General features: G+C 47.6%; 15 protein-coding genes. 11 read left to right on the top strand and 4 right to left on the bottom strand.

Going from position 1 to position 16,627, the window contains the following annotated elements:
- Window positions 1-2 precede the first annotated feature (2 nt).
- The 8 genes from ccoN (at window position 3) to HOP08_12320 (ending at window position 7,115) form a co-directional block, all read left to right on the top strand.
- Window positions 3-2,153, top strand: a complete 2,151-nt coding sequence (ccoN, locus tag HOP08_12355; GenBank protein NOT75709.1) for a cytochrome-c oxidase, cbb3-type subunit I — start codon at window positions 3-5, stop codon at window positions 2,151-2,153.
- Between the two features lie 3 nt (window positions 2,154-2,156).
- On the top strand, window positions 2,157-2,351 hold the full coding sequence (locus HOP08_12350; protein ID NOT75708.1) for a cbb3-type cytochrome c oxidase subunit 3: 195 nt from the start codon (window positions 2,157-2,159) through the stop codon (window positions 2,349-2,351).
- Window positions 2,352-2,353: 2 nt separating this feature from the next.
- Window positions 2,354-3,442, top strand: coding sequence for a c-type cytochrome (locus tag HOP08_12345; GenBank protein ID NOT75707.1), 1,089 nt, complete (start codon window positions 2,354-2,356; stop codon window positions 3,440-3,442).
- 1 nt (window position 3,443) lies between these two features.
- On the top strand, window positions 3,444-4,883 hold the full coding sequence (gene ccoG, locus HOP08_12340; protein ID NOT75706.1) for a cytochrome c oxidase accessory protein CcoG: 1,440 nt from the start codon (window positions 3,444-3,446) through the stop codon (window positions 4,881-4,883).
- Entirely contained in the window at window positions 4,880-5,305 is a 426-nt protein-coding gene (locus tag HOP08_12335) for a hypothetical protein (GenBank protein NOT75705.1), read from the top strand. Before ccoG ends, HOP08_12335 begins: the two co-directional genes overlap by 4 nt.
- Before the next feature lie 10 nt (window positions 5,306-5,315).
- The gene (locus HOP08_12330) at window positions 5,316-5,996 is read left to right on the top strand and encodes a sulfite exporter TauE/SafE family protein (protein NOT75704.1); all 681 of its coding nucleotides are present in this window, start codon (window positions 5,316-5,318) and stop codon (window positions 5,994-5,996) included.
- Window positions 5,997-6,002: 6 nt separating this feature from the next.
- Window positions 6,003-6,602, top strand: coding sequence for a hypothetical protein (locus HOP08_12325; GenBank protein ID NOT75703.1), 600 nt, complete (start codon window positions 6,003-6,005; stop codon window positions 6,600-6,602).
- A gap of 117 nt (window positions 6,603-6,719) precedes the next feature.
- Window positions 6,720-7,115, top strand: coding sequence for a hypothetical protein (locus tag HOP08_12320; GenBank protein NOT75702.1), 396 nt, complete (start codon window positions 6,720-6,722; stop codon window positions 7,113-7,115).
- A 33-nt stretch (window positions 7,116-7,148) separates the two neighbouring features.
- Here the strand turns inward: HOP08_12320 and HOP08_12315 are convergent, their stop codons facing one another.
- From HOP08_12315 to HOP08_12305, 3 genes are read right to left on the bottom strand one after another with little or no spacing between them, the layout of a single operon-like run.
- Complete coding sequence (locus tag HOP08_12315) at window positions 7,149-7,787, bottom strand: 2,3-diphosphoglycerate-dependent phosphoglycerate mutase (protein ID NOT75701.1); 639 nt, start codon at window positions 7,785-7,787, stop codon at window positions 7,149-7,151.
- Between the two features lie 36 nt (window positions 7,788-7,823).
- Window positions 7,824-10,208 carry a phosphoketolase family protein gene (locus tag HOP08_12310; GenBank protein NOT75700.1) on the bottom strand — a complete coding sequence of 795 codons (2,385 nt, stop codon included), beginning with the start codon at window positions 10,206-10,208 and terminating at the stop codon, window positions 7,824-7,826.
- 10 nt (window positions 10,209-10,218) lie between these two features.
- Window positions 10,219-11,457, bottom strand: coding sequence for an acetate/propionate family kinase (locus tag HOP08_12305; GenBank protein NOT75699.1), 1,239 nt, complete (start codon window positions 11,455-11,457; stop codon window positions 10,219-10,221).
- Between the two features lie 131 nt (window positions 11,458-11,588).
- On the opposite strand from HOP08_12305, the gene HOP08_12300 reads away from it, so the two are divergent.
- Both HOP08_12300 and HOP08_12295 read left to right on the top strand, forming a co-directional pair.
- A complete protein-coding gene (locus tag HOP08_12300) occupies window positions 11,589-12,092 on the top strand; it encodes a hypothetical protein (protein NOT75698.1) in 504 nt (167 codons plus the stop codon).
- Window positions 12,089-12,826: a sulfite exporter TauE/SafE family protein gene (locus tag HOP08_12295; GenBank protein ID NOT75697.1), complete on the top strand. Its 738-nt coding sequence runs from the start codon at window positions 12,089-12,091 to the stop codon at window positions 12,824-12,826. The genes HOP08_12300 and HOP08_12295 overlap by 4 nt, the downstream gene beginning before the upstream one ends.
- Before the next feature lie 47 nt (window positions 12,827-12,873).
- Here HOP08_12295 and HOP08_12290 read toward each other — a convergent pair whose 3' ends face one another.
- Window positions 12,874-13,929 carry an AI-2E family transporter gene (locus tag HOP08_12290; protein NOT75696.1) on the bottom strand — a complete coding sequence of 352 codons (1,056 nt, stop codon included), beginning with the start codon at window positions 13,927-13,929 and terminating at the stop codon, window positions 12,874-12,876.
- Window positions 13,930-14,028: 99 nt separating this feature from the next.
- Between HOP08_12290 and HOP08_12285 the strand changes: the two genes are divergently transcribed.
- A complete protein-coding gene (locus HOP08_12285) occupies window positions 14,029-16,623 on the top strand; it encodes a cation-translocating P-type ATPase (protein ID NOT75695.1) in 2,595 nt (864 codons plus the stop codon).
- Window positions 16,624-16,627 lie beyond the last annotated feature (4 nt).

Below are 16,627 nucleotides of genomic sequence, written 5' to 3'. Positions count from 1 at the left end.
CCATGGAATTAGAGAGATTCAGTTACGATAACAAGGTGGTCAAAGCCTTTATTATCGCCACCGTTGTGTTTGGACTTGTTGGAATGCTTGTCGGACTTACTGCGGCCATCCAGCTCTTCTATCCCATCTTCAATTTTGACACCCAGTACACCACATTCGGCCGCATACGTCCACTCCATACCAATGCGATCATCTTTGCCTTCGTCGGCAACGCGATGTTTGCCGGGATCTATTACTCAATGCAGCGTCTGCTCAAGACGCGCATGTTCAGCGATACCTTAAGCTGGATACACTTCTGGGGATGGCAGCTGATCATTCTTGCTGCAGCAATTTCGTTACCGCTCGGTATGACCACCTCGAAAGAGTATGCGGAGCTCGAGTGGCCCATCGACATCGCCATCACGGTAATATGGGTTGTCTTTGGATGGAATATGATCGGCACGATCATCAAACGGCGCGAGCGTCACATGTACGTTGCCATATGGTTTTACATCGCCACGTTCATTACCGTCGCTGTTCTTCACTTAGTGAACTCCTATGAAATACCGGTAACATTTTTCAAAAGCTATTCCGGTTATGCCGGCGTTCAGGATGCACTCGTCCAGTGGTGGTACGGTCACAACGCCGTTGCATTTTTCCTTACCACACCGTACCTGGGGATGATGTATTACTTTCTTCCCAAAGCCGCCAACCGCCCGGTCTACTCCTATAAGCTTTCCATTATCCATTTCTGGTCGTTAATATTCATTTATATCTGGGCAGGTCCTCACCACTTATTATATACCTCCCTTCCCGACTGGGCACAATCACTGGGCGTTGTATTTTCTATCATGCTCATCGCTCCATCCTGGGGTGGTATGCTCAATGGTCTGATGACCCTACGCGGTGCATGGGATCGCGTCCGTGAAGAACCAGTGCTCAAGTTCATGGTCGTTGCCGTCACTGCCTACGGTATGGCGACACTTGAAGGCCCGCTGCTTTCATTGAAGAACGTAAACGCCATTGCTCACTTTACCGACTGGATCGTAGCACACGTCCACGTGGGCGGACTTGGATGGAATGGCTTTCTGATCTTTGGAATTCTGTACTGGATGGTTCCGCGGATGTGGAATACCAAACTCTATTCGACTTCTCTTGCCAACATTCACTTCTGGCTTGGCACGCTCGGCATTATCTTCTACGCTGTTCCAATGTATGTGTCCGGAGTAGTGCAAAGTCTCATGTGGAAAGAGTTTAATGCGGAAGGATTTCTCGTCTATAAAAACTTCCTTGAAACAACGGTTCAGATTCTTCCCCTTCACATGCTGCGCGCCTGTGGCGGAGCCCTGTATCTCACGGGCGCCATCATCATGACCTATAATCTTATCAAGACAGCATACGCCGGTACGTTCATTGCCAACGAAGAAGCAGAAGCGGCGCCGTTAACGAAAGTTTATCGTGCCCCAGCCTCTGGCGGATGGCATCACCGGATACTTGAACATAAACCGATACTATTCACTGTTCTTTCACTCGTCGCTATACTGATTGGGGGTGCCATCGAAATGGTACCCACATTCTTAATCAAATCAAACATACCGACCATTGCCAGTGTAAAACCTTATACACCTTTAGAGCTTCACGGCCGGGACATTTATATCCGGGAAGGTTGCGTGAACTGTCACACACAGATGGTCCGTCCGTTCCGCTCAGAGACCGAGCGATATGGTGAATATTCAAAGGCGGGCGAATACGTATATGATCATCCTTTCCTGTGGGGATCCAAACGCACCGGCCCGGACCTCCAGCGCACCAGCGGAAAATATTCCAATGCATGGCATTACAATCACCTGCTTGCGCCCGATGCGGTTTCAACGGGGTCGATCATGCCTCCTTATCCGTGGCTGTTTGAACAGGTAATTGATAAAACACAGACGGCAGGAAAGATCACAGCCCTTCGACGCGTTGGCGTGCCCTATGCAGAAAATTATGAATCTACTGCCAACGATGAACTTGATGCACAGGCGAAAGGCATTGCCGATAACCTCAAAGCGGACGGCATTGAAGTGATGCAGGAAGCGGAGATCGTTGCTATCATCGCCTACCTCCAGCGACTTGGAAAAGATATCAAGGCTGATAAAACAGCAAGTACAACATCGAAAGATCAAAACCCATAAGCCATGTACAATAACATTCTTCAGAGCATCGATAACATTGCCATCTGGCCAATGATCTCTTTTGTGATCTTCTTCCTGTTCTTCCTGTGCCTGCTGTGGTATGTCTTCACGGCCGACAAAGGATTCATCAACACGATGAAAGAGCTACCACTCAACGACGGCGTGAAAAATTCCAGCACAACGATTAATCCCCGATAACCATGTGTCAGAAAACAGCAATCAAACATCCTGATAAAAATAATAGCACGATTACCACCGCTAAGAATGCCATGGCACCGTTGCCGTGCCGGCGGAACTGTGATGACTGCCGGAAAAAGCAACAAGCACAGGAGAAAACACTTCTGAAAAAACTCACCGCGTTATTATCTATGCTCTTGCTGGGATCTGTCAGTGCATTTGCACAAGATGGATCCACTCCCAAAACATTCTGGGATGATCCATTCAATAGCCCCATGCTTCCGCTATATGCCGTACTAACCTTTGTGCTCATCACCATTGTCCTGGTGTTGGTGGTAGTGGTGGTAATGCTTCGGGTACTCAATGTTTTTATTGAACAGGCTGCCAAAGAAAAAGCAACCCGCCTTGGAATCTCCTATGCCTCCACTCCTTCCTGGTGGTCAAAGCTCTGGAATCAGGCGAACGATCTTGTGCCATTAGAGGAAGAAAAAAGCATTGAACTCGATCATAACTATGACGGCATTAAGGAACTTGATAACCACCTGCCACCCTGGTGGAAAGGTTTGTTCTATGGTTGTATTGTATTCGCCGTCATTTACATGGTCGTCTATCACTTCACCGATTCTTTTCCGTTACCAGAGCAGGAATATCAAAATGAACTTGCTGCGGCTGATGACGCTGCCCGTATCCTGAAGGCGTCTCAGCCTGCTGAGCTCATTGATGAAAATACGTTGCTATATTCGGCAGACGCGGAAATCATCTCCCGTGGTAAACTAGTCTTCAGTTCCAGCAACTGCGCATCGTGTCACCGCGCTGATGGTGGTGGCAATTCGATCGGGCCTAACCTCACCGATGAGTTCTGGTTACATGGCGGGGATATTAAGAACATCTATCATACCATTAACAATGGGTTTGTAGAAAAGGCTATGCCTGCCTGGGGAAAAGTCATGAGTCAGAAAGATGTTCGCGATGTTGCATTCTATGTCATGAGCCTGCAAGGTTCCAAACCTGCGAACCCAAAAGCTCCCCAGGGCGAACGGTTCTCTCCCACAATTGAGCTGAAACCGGATACCACCCGTGTGGACAGCTTGAACATTGCACTAAAAAAATAACGTGAATACCGCCGAAGATCTCTACCAATACGATGAAGAGTTTCGTAATACGATTGCCACCGTAGACGAAAAAGGAAAGCGCATCTGGCTCTATCCAAAAAAACCTTCCGGCAATCTTCACCAGAGAAGAATCATGGTGACGGTCCTTCTGTTATCACTCTTCTTCGGCGGTCCCTTCATTACCATCGATGGTCAGCCCTTGCTGCTGCTCAATGTTTTCGCCCGCAAGTTTGTGATCTTCGGTCAGGTCTTTTGGCCGCAGGACTTTGTCCTGCTGGCTATTATCCTCATCACATTTTTTGTTTTCATTATTCTCTTCACCGTGGTGTTTGGGCGCATCTGGTGCGGTTGGATGTGTCCGCAGACCCTATTCATGGAGATGGTTTTTCGTAAGATAGAATACTGGCTTGAAGGCGATGGTGCCGCACAGCGAAAACTGAAAGAAGCGGCACCCAGCCTTTCAAAGGTTTCGCGCAATATCTTCAAACATTTCTTATTCATTTTGATTTCGCTGCTTATCGCCCATACGGCAATGGCTTATCTCATTGGTATTCATAACACACTGGAAATTATTCAGCACGCTCCTTCTGAAAATATCGCGGGCTTTACAGGGCTGCTCGCCTTCACCACGATCTTTTATTTAGTATATGCACGTTTTCGTGAGCAGGCCTGCATCGCCGTTTGCCCCTATGGAAGATTGCAAGGTGTGTTGCTGATTAAAGATTCCATCGTAGTAGCTTATGACTGGATCCGCGGAGAACCGCGCGGCAAACTTAAAAAGAGATCCATCGAGCTCGCACCTTCCGGGGATTGTATTGATTGCAAGTTATGCGTGCACGTATGCCCCACCGGCATCGATATCCGAAATGGCACACAGCTGGAATGCGTGAACTGCACCGCGTGCATCGATGCTTGCGATGAGGTCATGATTAAAATCAATAAGCCTACAGGTCTGATACGATTCACTTCTTATAACTCCATTAAGGATGGCATCCACCATCTGTTCACGCCACGTGTCATTGGATACAGCTTTGTCCTGGTCGCATTGATAGGACTACTCAGCTTCTCCCTCATCACGCGATCGGAAGTGGAGACCAATGTGTTCAAAGTTTCCGGAACGTTGTTCCAGAACAATAACGACGGGTACATCTCCAATCTTTATAATATAGAGTTTGTCAATAAGACCTTTGACAGGATGCCTCTTGAGCTGAAGATTGAGTCGCCCGCTGCTGCCGAGCTGTTAAACCCTGATGGTAAATCCATCGAAGTACCAGCCGAAGGCATGCTTAAAAAAATATACTTTATCCGCATTCCATCCGCTGATCTTTCGTCATCGAGAACGATTGTTTATCTGGGCGTGTATCGCAACGGAACACTCGTTGAAAAAGTGAAAGTGAAATTTATCGGGCCGGTCTCTACCATTAAACCAATTAAACCATGAACTGGGGAAAATCCATTATCGTTGCCTTCGTCTTATTCGCGCTCTTCATCGGCGTATTGGTAATCGTCTGCATGAAAGAATCGGTGAACCTTGTATCAAAAAACTACTATCAGGAAGAGTTGCAATACGAAACCCGTATCACCGCGATGAACAATTACAACGCTCTTATTTCCAAACCAGTCTTGCTACTCACTGTTGACACACTTACCATTCAATGGGTCAAGCTCATTCCAATAGAAAAGGGTAGCATCATCTTTTTCCGCCCTTCCGATGGAGGACTGGATAAAAAGTTTGATCTCACCGCTAATCGCCTTCTGGAACAATTTCCGATTAATGGTCTGCCTAAAGGCCGCTACCAAATCAAGCTCCAGTGGTCAGGGCAGGGGAAAGACTACTTCCAGGAGAGATCGGTCACACTATAATATGTAGTAGATGCTGTTCACCGCCTTTTTACTAGGACTTGCTGGAAGCCTGCATTGCCTTGGGATGTGCAGTCCTCTGGTAATGGCAGTCACCAGTTATCAGCGGCCGTACTTTTATAACCGGTTATTATATAATGGTGGCCGCATCCTCATGTATGGACTGATGGGAATGGTGGCGTCGTCGTTCGGGTCCATTCTTTCCTTGTCCGCCTACCAGACCTGGCTGACCATATCGCTGGGAATTCTGCTGCTTCTTATTGGCGTTACCGGTTCCAACCTGTTAAACCGCATCCCCATCATCACATCCGTTATGCACAGGATTTCTTCGGGTGCAAAATCAATGTTCGCCACCTTGTTAAAAGAAAAAAATACCATGTCGTATTTCCTGCTTGGCGCACTCAATGGTTTGTTGCCCTGCGGGCTGACTTACATGGCGCTCACCTATTGCTTCATTTTGCCAGGTTATTGCTCGGGATTTCTCTTCATGATTTTCTTTGGGCTGGGGACACTCGCCGTTATGCTGGGATTCACCAGCGTACTCAAAGAAATCATGCAACGTTTTCATATCAGCCTTCAGCGCTTCACCACAGTTTCATTAATTGTGCTTGGCATCGTACTGGTAGCACGTGGAGTGATCATCCATGAAACACCTCATCGCTCCGGACCGGAAGAAATTGTGATCTGTAAATGATAAACAATGACACCACGTTCAAAAATGGCATTGCTTAAATCAGGCGATACGATAGAACTTATTCTTAAGTACACGCTGATCATCGGCCTTGGCGCCGTAATATTTTTTTTAAATGAATACCACGTCCTGGATCCGATCACCACCACCTGGCTGATTTTTATTCTGGCGCTCATAAAAAATATATTCTTCATACTGCAAAGTCTGCGAAAAATATTTCATGTAGTAAATAAGAACGTGGCCTACTTCCGGTTTCTCATGTTTATGACCTTCAACGTCCTGACGATTATCTTTTCGTTTTCGGTCGACTACTTTTGCCTCTATCATATTGATGATTCGCATTTCACAGGTGTTCCAACAGGACTAAATCCTGCTGAGCTCATATTCGAATTTTTTTACCTGAGTATGCTTGGTTTTAACAACCTGGGCTTTTATGATGTGATACCTATAAGCCTGCCGGCTAAACTCCTGGTCATGGGTGAAATCATGTTATACTACTTCTCGATCATTCTCATCCTGTCGGACTTTGTCAGCCTGCGCGATTCTATTCTGGAAGAACGCTTGCAGAAAGAGACAAATACCCACGGCTCCTCCCTTCAAAAAAAATAAAAAAACTTAACATCATTCCTGGCAGGAACCCAACAAACATCATTCGCGGCAATGACTTCGGTCAGCCATTCATTCCTGGTGTCAGGATAGCTTGTGTCAAATTAAACAAGTCAATCAATGAAAGCTTTAAAAATCGGAATTTGGATGGATCACCACCAGGCACACCTCACAGAATTCGCCGCAGACAAAATGACTACAACCTCTTTGGACGGCAGTGAATCGAGCGGGCACAGCTTGGTCTCAAAAGGAGAAAAAATCCAACATCACAAGGAAGACAACCAAAAGCGTCACTTCTTCAAGCAGCTAGAGGAAGTTATCACTCGCTACCATTCGGTCCTTTTATTCGGTCCAACCGAAGCAAAGACTGAGTTGCTTCACCAATTGAGGAAAGATCATCGCTTTGATCATATCCAGATTTACGCCATCGTCGCAGGCAGAATGACAGAGGCAATGGAACATGCGTTCATACGGAACTATTTTTCTCAGCACACGGAAATTCAGCACCAGTCATAGCCGATTGGTGCTTTAAATTTTCTTTTCTTGATCTTAACGTTGCTGCAGATGTCGCGATTGTCTGCGCTGATAACACAAGCAATGGTTGGATCCTTCCTGAATATCATAAAGAATCGGTGTGCCGGTTGCGATCTCCGTTTTCGAAATATCCTCATCAGAAATCAGCTCAATGTATTTTATGAGCGCTCGTAAGCTGTTACCGTGGGCAACGATCAACACATTGTGATTTGCCAAGAGCAGGGGTTCAACCGTCATGCGATAGAACGCTACCACGCGCTGATAGGTTTCGGCAAGCGTCTCGCCTCCCGGTGGCCGGGAATTAAAATCACGACGCCATTCATTTACCTTTTCTTTGGTATAAATTTCTTCGCTCTCGGTTTTAGAGAAGCCCTGCAGCTTGCCATAGCTCCGCTCGTTGAGCGCTTTTACCTGGTAGGTGTTAACCTTCTTTTTCGGATCCACTACTTCCAGTATAGCCTTCAACGACTGGATGCTTCGAAGTAGACGGGAAGAGAAGGCATCCTGAAACGTGACGCCCGTTTCCCTCAGTTGTTTTCCCGCCAGGAATGCTTCATATTTTCCCAGCAGCGTCAGGGGAACATCGATGTCACCTGTAAAACGATTCTGAAGATTGAACGTCGATTGTCCGTGGCGAACGATGGCAAGTGTCATAACAGCTTAGTAAAATTTTTTCTTTGTCTGAATTTGTTACAGTGTCCATTTCCAGTGCTGGATCTCCGGCATATCTTCACCGTGCTCGCAGATGTAGGCACGATGCTCCAAAAGTTTGTTCTGAAAATATTGCTTCACATAGGCAAACCGCGATTGAAAATTGGTCAGCCGGTCAATCACCTGGATCGCAAGGTGATAGCGGTCTACTTCATTAAGCACAACCATATCAAACGGCGTGGTGGTCGTCCCCTCTCCTTTATAACCTCTTACATGTAAATTATTATGATTGTTTCTCCGGTACGTAAGACGATGGATCAGTAACGGGTAACCATGAAAAGCAAATATTATTGGCTTGGTGCTGGTAAATAAAAGATCAAAATCATTATCCGATATTCCGTGCGGGTGCTCACTCTGTGGCTGAAGCGTCATCAGGTCCACCACATTGATCACGCGTATCTTTAATTCAGGGAGATGTTCGCGCAATAGCTGAACTGCCGCGATCGTCTCCAGGGTCGGCACATCGCCCGCGCACGCCATCACCACATCGGGCTCGGATCCTTCATCGTTGCTCGCCCACTGCCAGATGCCCAGACCCGTTGAACAATGCTTTACCGCTGCTTCCATGTCCAGCCATTGGATGGCCGGTTGTTTTCCCGCCACGATCACGTTAATATAATTCCTGCTACGAAGGCAATGATCGGTCACACTCAATAAGGTATTGGCATCGGGAGGTAAATAGATGCGCACGATGTCCGAAGACTTATTGGCAACAATATCCAGAAAGCCCGGGTCCTGATGACTGTTCCCATTATGATCTTGTCGCCACACATGCGAAGTCAATAGATAATTAAATGATGCAATCGGTGCACGCCACTCCACATGTCCTGCTACCTTGAGCCACTTAGCATGCTGGTTAAACATGGAGTCAACAATCTGTACGAACGCCTCATAACAGGAAAATAACCCATGACGACCAGTGAGCAGGTAACCTTCCAGCCATCCCTGGCAACATTGCTCGCTTAAGATTTCCATCACGCGTCCGTCCGGGGAAATATGATCATCTGTGTCCAGGATTGTAGCAACAGAAGTGCGTGACGTGATATCAAACACTTTCGATAACCGATTGGATGAAGTTTCATCGGGACCAAACAAACGGAAATTGCGTTTCTCCCAATTGATGCGCATCACTTCACGCAGGAATGCTCCCATGATCACGGTTGCCTCAGCGATCTGCGTTCCGGGACGCTCCACGCGTATTCCCACTTTTCTGAAGTCAGGCATGGCAAGTGGATGAAGCACTTGACCTCCATTGGCATGCGGGTTGGAACCCATACGGCGTTCACCCTTCGGTGCAAGGGCGACAAGCTCCTTAATCAGCTTTCCATTTTTATCAAACAATTTTTCAGGTTCATAGCTTTTCATCCACGCTTCAAGTATCGCGATATGCTCCGGCTTTTCAGCGAGTTCACTTAGCGGCACCTGATGGGACCGCCAGGTGTTTTCAATCGCCACCCCATCGACCATTCTTGGACCCGTCCATCCTTTTGGCGTTTTAAAAACAATCATAGGCCACGTCGGACGCTTTGAAAAACCGTTGGTCCGCGCCTCTGTTTGAATTGCCTTGATCTCATATATAATAGTGTCAAGGATATCGGCAAGCTGCACATGCAATACTTCCGCAACATCGCCTTCAATGAAATAGGGCTTATATCCATAGCCTTTCAATAGCTGTTCCAGCTCCGCCTCAGGAATACGAGACAGCACGGATGGATTGGCAATCTTATATCCGTTCAGGTGAAGGATAGGAATCACCGCGCCATCATGTTCCGGATTAAGAAACTTATTCGAGTGCCAGCTCGTGGCAAGCGCACCCGTCTCCGCTTCACCATCGCCTACTACACAGGCTACAATCAGATCGGGATTATCAAACACAGCGCCGAACGCATGTAATAACGAATAGCCCAGTTCGCCTCCCTCATGAATAGAGCCCGGTGTTTCCGGTGCTACGTGACTGGGAATGCCACCCGGAAATGAAAACTGTTTGAATAGTTTCTTCATTCCATCTTCATCCTGAGTGATCTCTGGATAGAGTTCACTGTAAGTTCCTTCCAGATAGGTGTTGGCAACAATGCCCGGTCCGCCATGACCCGGTCCTGTTACAAAGATCATATTGAGATCAAACTCGTTGATCAGGCGATTGAAATGAACATAAAGAAAATTCAATCCGGGTGTCGTGCCCCAATGTCCGAGCAGCCTTGGCTTGATATGCTTGAGTGTTAACGGCTCTTTCAATAGCGCATTCGCATAGAGATAGATCTGGCCAACCGCTAAATAATTCGCGGCCTTCCAGTAGCGGTTCATCCGGTTCATCAGCATCACATTTTCGGATGCCGGGAGTTTTTTTTCAATCAGCTCAGTCATGATTATTTCGTTAAGCGTTACATAATTGGTTTGCATTCACCGGTTCTTTTTGAACAACCGCGAGCACACTTCGGGCAATCATAAGTTCTTCATTTGTTCTGATCACACGAACGTTGACATTACGGAAGCGCGTGGAGATCATGTCTTTATTGTGGATGTTGCGTTCTTCATCGAGCTCAATGCCCAGGTATTGCAGCCCTCCACAAATGCGGCGGCGGATCACCGGTGAATTTTCACCAATGCCCCCTGAGAAGATGATCGTATCAAGTCCGCCCAATACGGCACTAAGCGACCCGATGGCTTTCCTGATGTGGTAACAATACAGATCAATGGCCAGTGTTGCCTGGCTGCTTTTCTTTTCATGTACCAGTAGTTCTAACACGTCTCCACTGATGCCCGAAATACCCTTTAATCCCGACTCGTGATTCACCAGGTGAGAGAATTGTTCCTTCGTGAGTCCTTCATTTTGAAGAAGGTAGGTGATCAATCCCGGATCGAGATCACCCGTGCGGGAACCCATCATCACTCCCGATGTGGGTGTAAAGCTCATGGTGGTATCCATTGGTATACCATCTTTCAGCGCCACCAGGCTCGAACCGTTTCCCAGGTGAGCCATGATTACATGGTGCCGGGCAACGGAACTCTGTTCACGGTCATTTAACTCTTGCAACAGGTACTCATAAGAGATGCCATGGAAGCCATATCGGCGTACACCTTTATTATAGTAGCGCTCCGGCAAGGGCAGGTAGCGTGCAAGCTGGGGCATTGCCTGGTGAAAGGAAGTATCAAAACAGGCGATCTGTTGTGCTGACGGGAATGCTTTTTCACACGCATCAATGAGGCGGATTTCCCTGGGCAAATGATCCGGGGCATAACTCTCCACCAGTCGCAGTCGGCCCATCAATGAAGCATCAATTCGCACCGGTCCGGTATGCTCCAGACCCTGAACAATACGATGACCGATATATATTATTTCACCCACATTGGATTGCCGTGCAAGCCAGCCTATCAGAAAATGAATGGCCAGTTCCGGATTCTCCGCTTTTAAATGAAGATTGGTATGAACGTCCGCACCGTTGTCCGAATACTCGAACCGGGTGTTCACGCCGATGTTTTTTACCGCACCCTGCAGTAACGGAACGGTTAAAGAATCCTGGGCATACACGGCGAACTTGATGCTGGACGATCCACCATTCAGGCAAAGGATGGTAGCGGGTTTTGTTTTGAGATTAGCGGAAGCAAGACTCATCTTCAGTGGTTTTCTTGACAGGACCAAGTGACAACTTATAGTGCAGACGTCCCCTGATAATACTCTTTCATGAACCTGATTTTTGTCATGGTATTAAAAAGACAGGCAATGTTCCTTGCCTTAAAAAAGCCATGGAAAATAACGTGGAGCTCGCCCTGCTTGCCAATACCATCTTCGCTTTCGCTGTAATCGGTGCCGTCACGCGGCCGCACCTGGCGAGAAGCTTCTTTTCCCTCATCTTTCTCGGTTCAGCGGTTTTCAATTTGCACAACCTCTCCGACCTTGCCACACTGTCTTCCACACAGGAGATGTCCGTGCTGCCACTCTTTAAAAATCATGTCATCGGATTTTCTCAGCACCTGATCGCTTCCGTTGTACGAAGCCTTGCCGCACTTCAGCTTCTCATCGGCATCGGATTAATCCTTCCACGACGATGGGCTACCGCAGCAATGATCCTTGCGGCGGCTTATGGAATTTTTATCACCACCCTGGGCGGATATGAATTCCCGGCGGCGCTCGTCATGTCCATTGCCTTTCTAATCCTGGCGGGTAACTACAAACACGAAGGGCTCTGGAGGCCGAACCAGTACAGCGAGAAGTTATCCTATCATTCACATCAAGGAATCACTGGATGAATTTTTCATTCCTCTCCTATCTCTTACTATTCTTGCTGACCATCATTGTAGAAATCCTCGGAACAATTGGAGGCTTTGGATCCTCAATCTTTTTTGTTTCGATCGCACAATTGTTTTATGATTTTCAAACCGTGCTCGCCCTTACCGGACTGTTGCATGTGTTCAGCAACTCCTCCAAACTATTTTTATTCTGGAACCACATTGACTGGAAGCTTGTCGCCTGGCTGGGCATCTCCAGCGTTGTGCTCGCCATTGCAGGAGCCTTTCTCACTACACTCATTACCTTTCAATACGCACGTACAGTGCTTGGAATTTTTCTGATTGCTTTCAGTATTCTTTTCCTGGCAAAGCCCGATATCAAAATTGCCCCGACCTTGTTCAATTCCGTCGCCGGTGGCGCCCTGGCTGGTTTCCTCGCGGGGTTTGTTGGAACCGGTGGCGCGATCCGTGGACTGATCCTGGCATCCTTCAATCTTAAGAAAAATCTTTTTGTCGGCACTTCGGCTGCCATTGATTTTGGCGTCGACCTTTCGCGAAGCATTATTTACTTAGACAGCGATTTCCTGGAGAATCGAATGCTATGGTACTTACCGTTTTTACTGGTTGCATCCTTTGCGGGTAGCTACCTGGGCAAACAACTTCTGGAGAAGATATCCCAGGAAAGCTTTCGAAAGACCCTGCTTATTATCATCCTTGTCATGGGTGTGCTTCTACTGGTAAACCTGGACAAGTAAGAATTAAATATTAAGTATTCAGTACAAATAAATAATACGTGATATCATTAACGACGTAATGTCTTATGACCCGAAGGCATGCCGATAAGAAATCCAACCGCCTTAAGGGAATCGATGTGATCACAGGTCACCTTAAACATTGCCACTAGTGGAATGGCCAGAAAAATCCCGGCAATTCCCCACAGCATTCCACCGATCACGAGGGCTACCACGGTAGCAAGCGGATTGATGCGTACCTCGTGGCCCAATATCAACGGTTCCAGGATCCAGCCCTGGATAAACTGGATCGTACCATAGACGAAAAGGATTCCCAGGAGCATCGACAACTCCGCGCCCTGTACAAGGGATACGAGCAGTGTTAACGAAGTACCGGTGATATTACCTATGAAGGGGATGATCTCGCAAAAGCCACAAAAGACAGCAAAGAAGATCGGGTTCTTCACGCCGATCAGTGTAAAGCCAATCCCATACAATATCCACAGGCAGCCAATCATCTTGCTCAATCCAAGAAGATATTGCTGGGAAACACGCGTGATGTTCATGAGCACCTGATAACCTTCGCGGCGATGATTCGGCTTTAAAGCCTGTAAGTAAAATCGCTTTAGATGATTACGGTAATAAAGAAATAAAAATACATATGCCGTTACCAGTACGATCTCTCCGAGGAGTTGTGTCATCGACCCCAGCGCCTGCGTAATGATTCCCGCAACCGAGAACTGTTCGTTGAACAGGACGTCATTTTGCCGCTCGCTTGAAATACCAAACTGGTTAAAAAGAAATGCCTGCACTTCCTTGACCGTGACCGACACCCGTTCCCTGACGAGCGCAATATCCTGAATTAAGGCCGACACTTGCCAGCTTACTATCCAGACAAGAGTGCCAACTAATGCCAATATTAATAACAGACAACAGAGGACCGCGATGAATTTAGGTAGCTTCCATCGCTCAAGCCACTGGCTCAATGGCAGCAGCAGCATGGCAAGCAAACCGGCAATGGCTACCGGTATGAGCAGCGAACGCCCAACGTACAACACTGCTACGATCAGAATGAGAAGGGAAAGTTTTTTTGTTACGGAGGTGGTGGTGATGTGCATGCGTGCCACGAAAGTAAATTCAGTGTAGTGTCGGAAGACTGATTTTAATCATGTGGTATCCAAACATTCTGCAGGAGAAGTGCTGCTTTCAACTTCTTTATTGCTTCCATGAGCTATCACATCAAATCACTGGAAGACATAACCGCAGAGTTTAACACGGGTAGTGGCGGCATTCACCCCGCATCGGTTCCAGAGCGTCAGAAACAATACGGACGAAATCTTCTGGTGATTAAAAAGAAAAAAACATTTCTTCAAATGCTCTTCGGGCAGCTGACGGACTTTATGATCATAATCCTGATCGTGGCCAGTGTTGTCTCGGGCTTTATCGGTGAAATGACCGATGCCTATGTGATCATTGCCATTGTCATTATCAACACTGTCATTGGCCTGCTTCAAGAGCGCAATGCAGAACACGCGCTGGAGGCGCTTGAAAAAATTGTGATCACCAAAGCCAGTGTTATCCGCAACGGTGAGACAATAGAAATTCCTGCCTCTGAATTATTACCGGGTGACCTGGTGGTGATGGAAGCCGGCAACATCATCCCCGCCGACCTCCGTTTTATCGAAGTCCACGCATTGAAAGTTGATGAATCCTCTCTCACCGGGGAATCATCTAACGTCAGCAAGATCACCGCATCCTTACCACACGGCGACTATCCCCTCGGTGACCGTATCAACCTGGGCTACAATGGAACGATGGTTACCAGCGGACGCGGAACGGCCTATGTTGTTGCCACCGGTATGAAAACAGAGATCGGGCGTATCGCCTCAATGATCCAGCAGGGCAACACCCGTACGCCATTACAACTACGACTGGATGCTTTCAGCAAGCGACTGACGATTGCGATCCTGCTGCTTTGCATAGTATTTTTCTTTATTGGAATTCTTCGAGGAGGTCCCTGGTCAATCGTATTGCTCACCGCGATCTCACTGGCTGTTGCCGCCATACCGGAAGCCCTTCCTGCGGTATCCACCATCGTGCTGGCGCGCGGTGCACGGCAACTAGTGAAACAAAACGTACTGGTTCGAAAGCTCCCGGCGGTGGAAACATTGGGATCGATCACCTATATCTGTTCGGACAAGACCGGCACGCTGACCATGAACAAAATGGAAGTGACCGAATTATACGAACCTGATCTTGGCGCAGGATACAATCACTATTTGCCCGGAAAAAATCTTCTGTTGACTGCGATGGCGTTGAATACTGATGTGGTCAGCAACCAACACGGGGAGTTAACCGGCGAATCAACTGAGCTTGGCCTCGCGCAATTTGCCGCGGCTCAACACTATAATCGATCCGCGCTTGAGAAAGAACTTCCACGCATTGCCGAACTTCCTTTTGATCCTTCCCGCAGGTGCATGACCACACTTCACGGGACTTCAGACGGCGTTATCGCCTTTGTCAAAGGATCAGTAGAAGTGCTCCTTGAAAAACTTGCCCACCATCAGGACTCCGAGCGTTCTTTCTTTCAGGAGAAAGCCAACAAGATGGCCTCTCAAGGATATCGTGTCCTGGGTTATGCCGTGAAAAGGATCAACACCCACCTGTCAAACATCAATATAGGTGAGGTTGAACAGGAACTAACCTTCATTGGCATCGCCGCCATGATGGACCCTACCCGTGAAGAAGCAAAAGAAGCGATTGCTCAATGTAAAGCCGCCGGAGTGACCGCCGTCATGATAACAGGTGATCATAAGCTAACGGCAACATCGGTGGCGGAGCGGCTGGGTATCATTTCTTCAGAAAAAGATCTTGTACTGGAAGGACATGAACTTCGTCAACTGTCTGAGCAGCAGTTTATGGAAAGGGTTGAACATATCCGTGTCTATGCGCGCGTGAATCCTGATCAGAAGCTGCGTATCATCAAAGCGTTACGCGAAAGACATCAATTCATTGCCATGACCGGTGATGGGGTGAACGACGCACCGGCACTCCGAAACGCTGACATCGGGATCGCAATGGGACGCACCGGTACGGAAGTGGCCAAAGAAGCCGCACACATGATTCTCCTCGATGATAATTTTGCCACCATCGTGAAGGCAATCCGCCAGGGCCGGCGCATCTTTGATAACATACTCAAGTTTATTAAATACATCATGACGGGTAACACCGGTGAGATCGCCACGTTGTTCGTTGCCTCGCTCGCCGGTCTTCCCATTCCCCTATTGCCCGTTCATATCCTTTGGGTAAATCTTCTCACTGATGGACTACCAGGACTCGCACTTTCTTCCGAGCCTGCCGAAGAAAATATCATGCAGCGAAATCCCCGTGATCCCAGGCAGGGAATATTCTCCACCGCCCTGACGCGCCATATTATTTTTTATGGATTGTTAACCGGAGCCGTAACGCTGCTGATGCAGATCTATACAATCGCTCATCATGATTCCGCCTGGCAAACAATGACTTTCTCGGTGTTGTGCTTCAGCCAGCTCTCTCACCTGTTGGCGATCAAGTCAGGAGCCAAATCATTCTTTCAGACAAATCATTTCGCTAACAAACCGATGATGGCTGCCATCGCGGTAACCATTGCTGCCCAGTTAATGGTGATCTATGTTCCTGGCTGTAACGCAATCTTTAAAACACAACCGCTGTCACTTTATGAAATGACACTGGTGATCGTTTTTTCGCTGGTGATCTTTGCCGTGGTAGAAATAGAAAAGTTGCTGCGATACTGCTTTAATCGCAGTGCATCAAAAAGGTGAGCAG

The sequence above is a fragment of the Cyclobacteriaceae bacterium genome (assembly GCA_013141055.1).
Classification (GTDB): Bacteria; Bacteroidota; Bacteroidia; order Cytophagales; family Cyclobacteriaceae; genus ELB16-189.
This window is presented reverse-complemented; position numbering and strand designations above follow the sequence as displayed.

Coding starts and splice junctions, on each gene's coding strand:
- HOP08_12315 (NOT75701.1), bottom strand. CDS start 7,787: ATGACACTTGCCATCGTTCGCCACGGACAATCGACGTTCAATCTTCAG.
- HOP08_12325 (NOT75703.1), top strand. CDS start 6,003: ATGACACCACGTTCAAAAATGGCATTGCTTAAATCAGGCGATACGATA.
- HOP08_12350 (NOT75708.1), top strand. CDS start 2,157: ATGTACAATAACATTCTTCAGAGCATCGATAACATTGCCATCTGGCCA.
- HOP08_12305 (NOT75699.1), bottom strand. CDS start 11,457: ATGAGTCTTGCTTCCGCTAATCTCAAAACAAAACCCGCTACCATCCTT.
- HOP08_12285 (NOT75695.1), top strand. CDS start 14,029: ATGAGCTATCACATCAAATCACTGGAAGACATAACCGCAGAGTTTAAC.
- HOP08_12330 (NOT75704.1), top strand. CDS start 5,316: ATGCTGTTCACCGCCTTTTTACTAGGACTTGCTGGAAGCCTGCATTGC.
- HOP08_12295 (NOT75697.1), top strand. CDS start 12,089: ATGAATTTTTCATTCCTCTCCTATCTCTTACTATTCTTGCTGACCATC.
- HOP08_12310 (NOT75700.1), bottom strand. CDS start 10,208: ATGACTGAGCTGATTGAAAAAAAACTCCCGGCATCCGAAAATGTGATG.
- HOP08_12320 (NOT75702.1), top strand. CDS start 6,720: ATGAAAGCTTTAAAAATCGGAATTTGGATGGATCACCACCAGGCACAC.
- HOP08_12335 (NOT75705.1), top strand. CDS start 4,880: ATGAACTGGGGAAAATCCATTATCGTTGCCTTCGTCTTATTCGCGCTC.
- ccoN (NOT75709.1), top strand. CDS start 3: ATGGAATTAGAGAGATTCAGTTACGATAACAAGGTGGTCAAAGCCTTT.
- HOP08_12300 (NOT75698.1), top strand. CDS start 11,589: ATGGAAAATAACGTGGAGCTCGCCCTGCTTGCCAATACCATCTTCGCT.
- HOP08_12345 (NOT75707.1), top strand. CDS start 2,354: ATGTGTCAGAAAACAGCAATCAAACATCCTGATAAAAATAATAGCACG.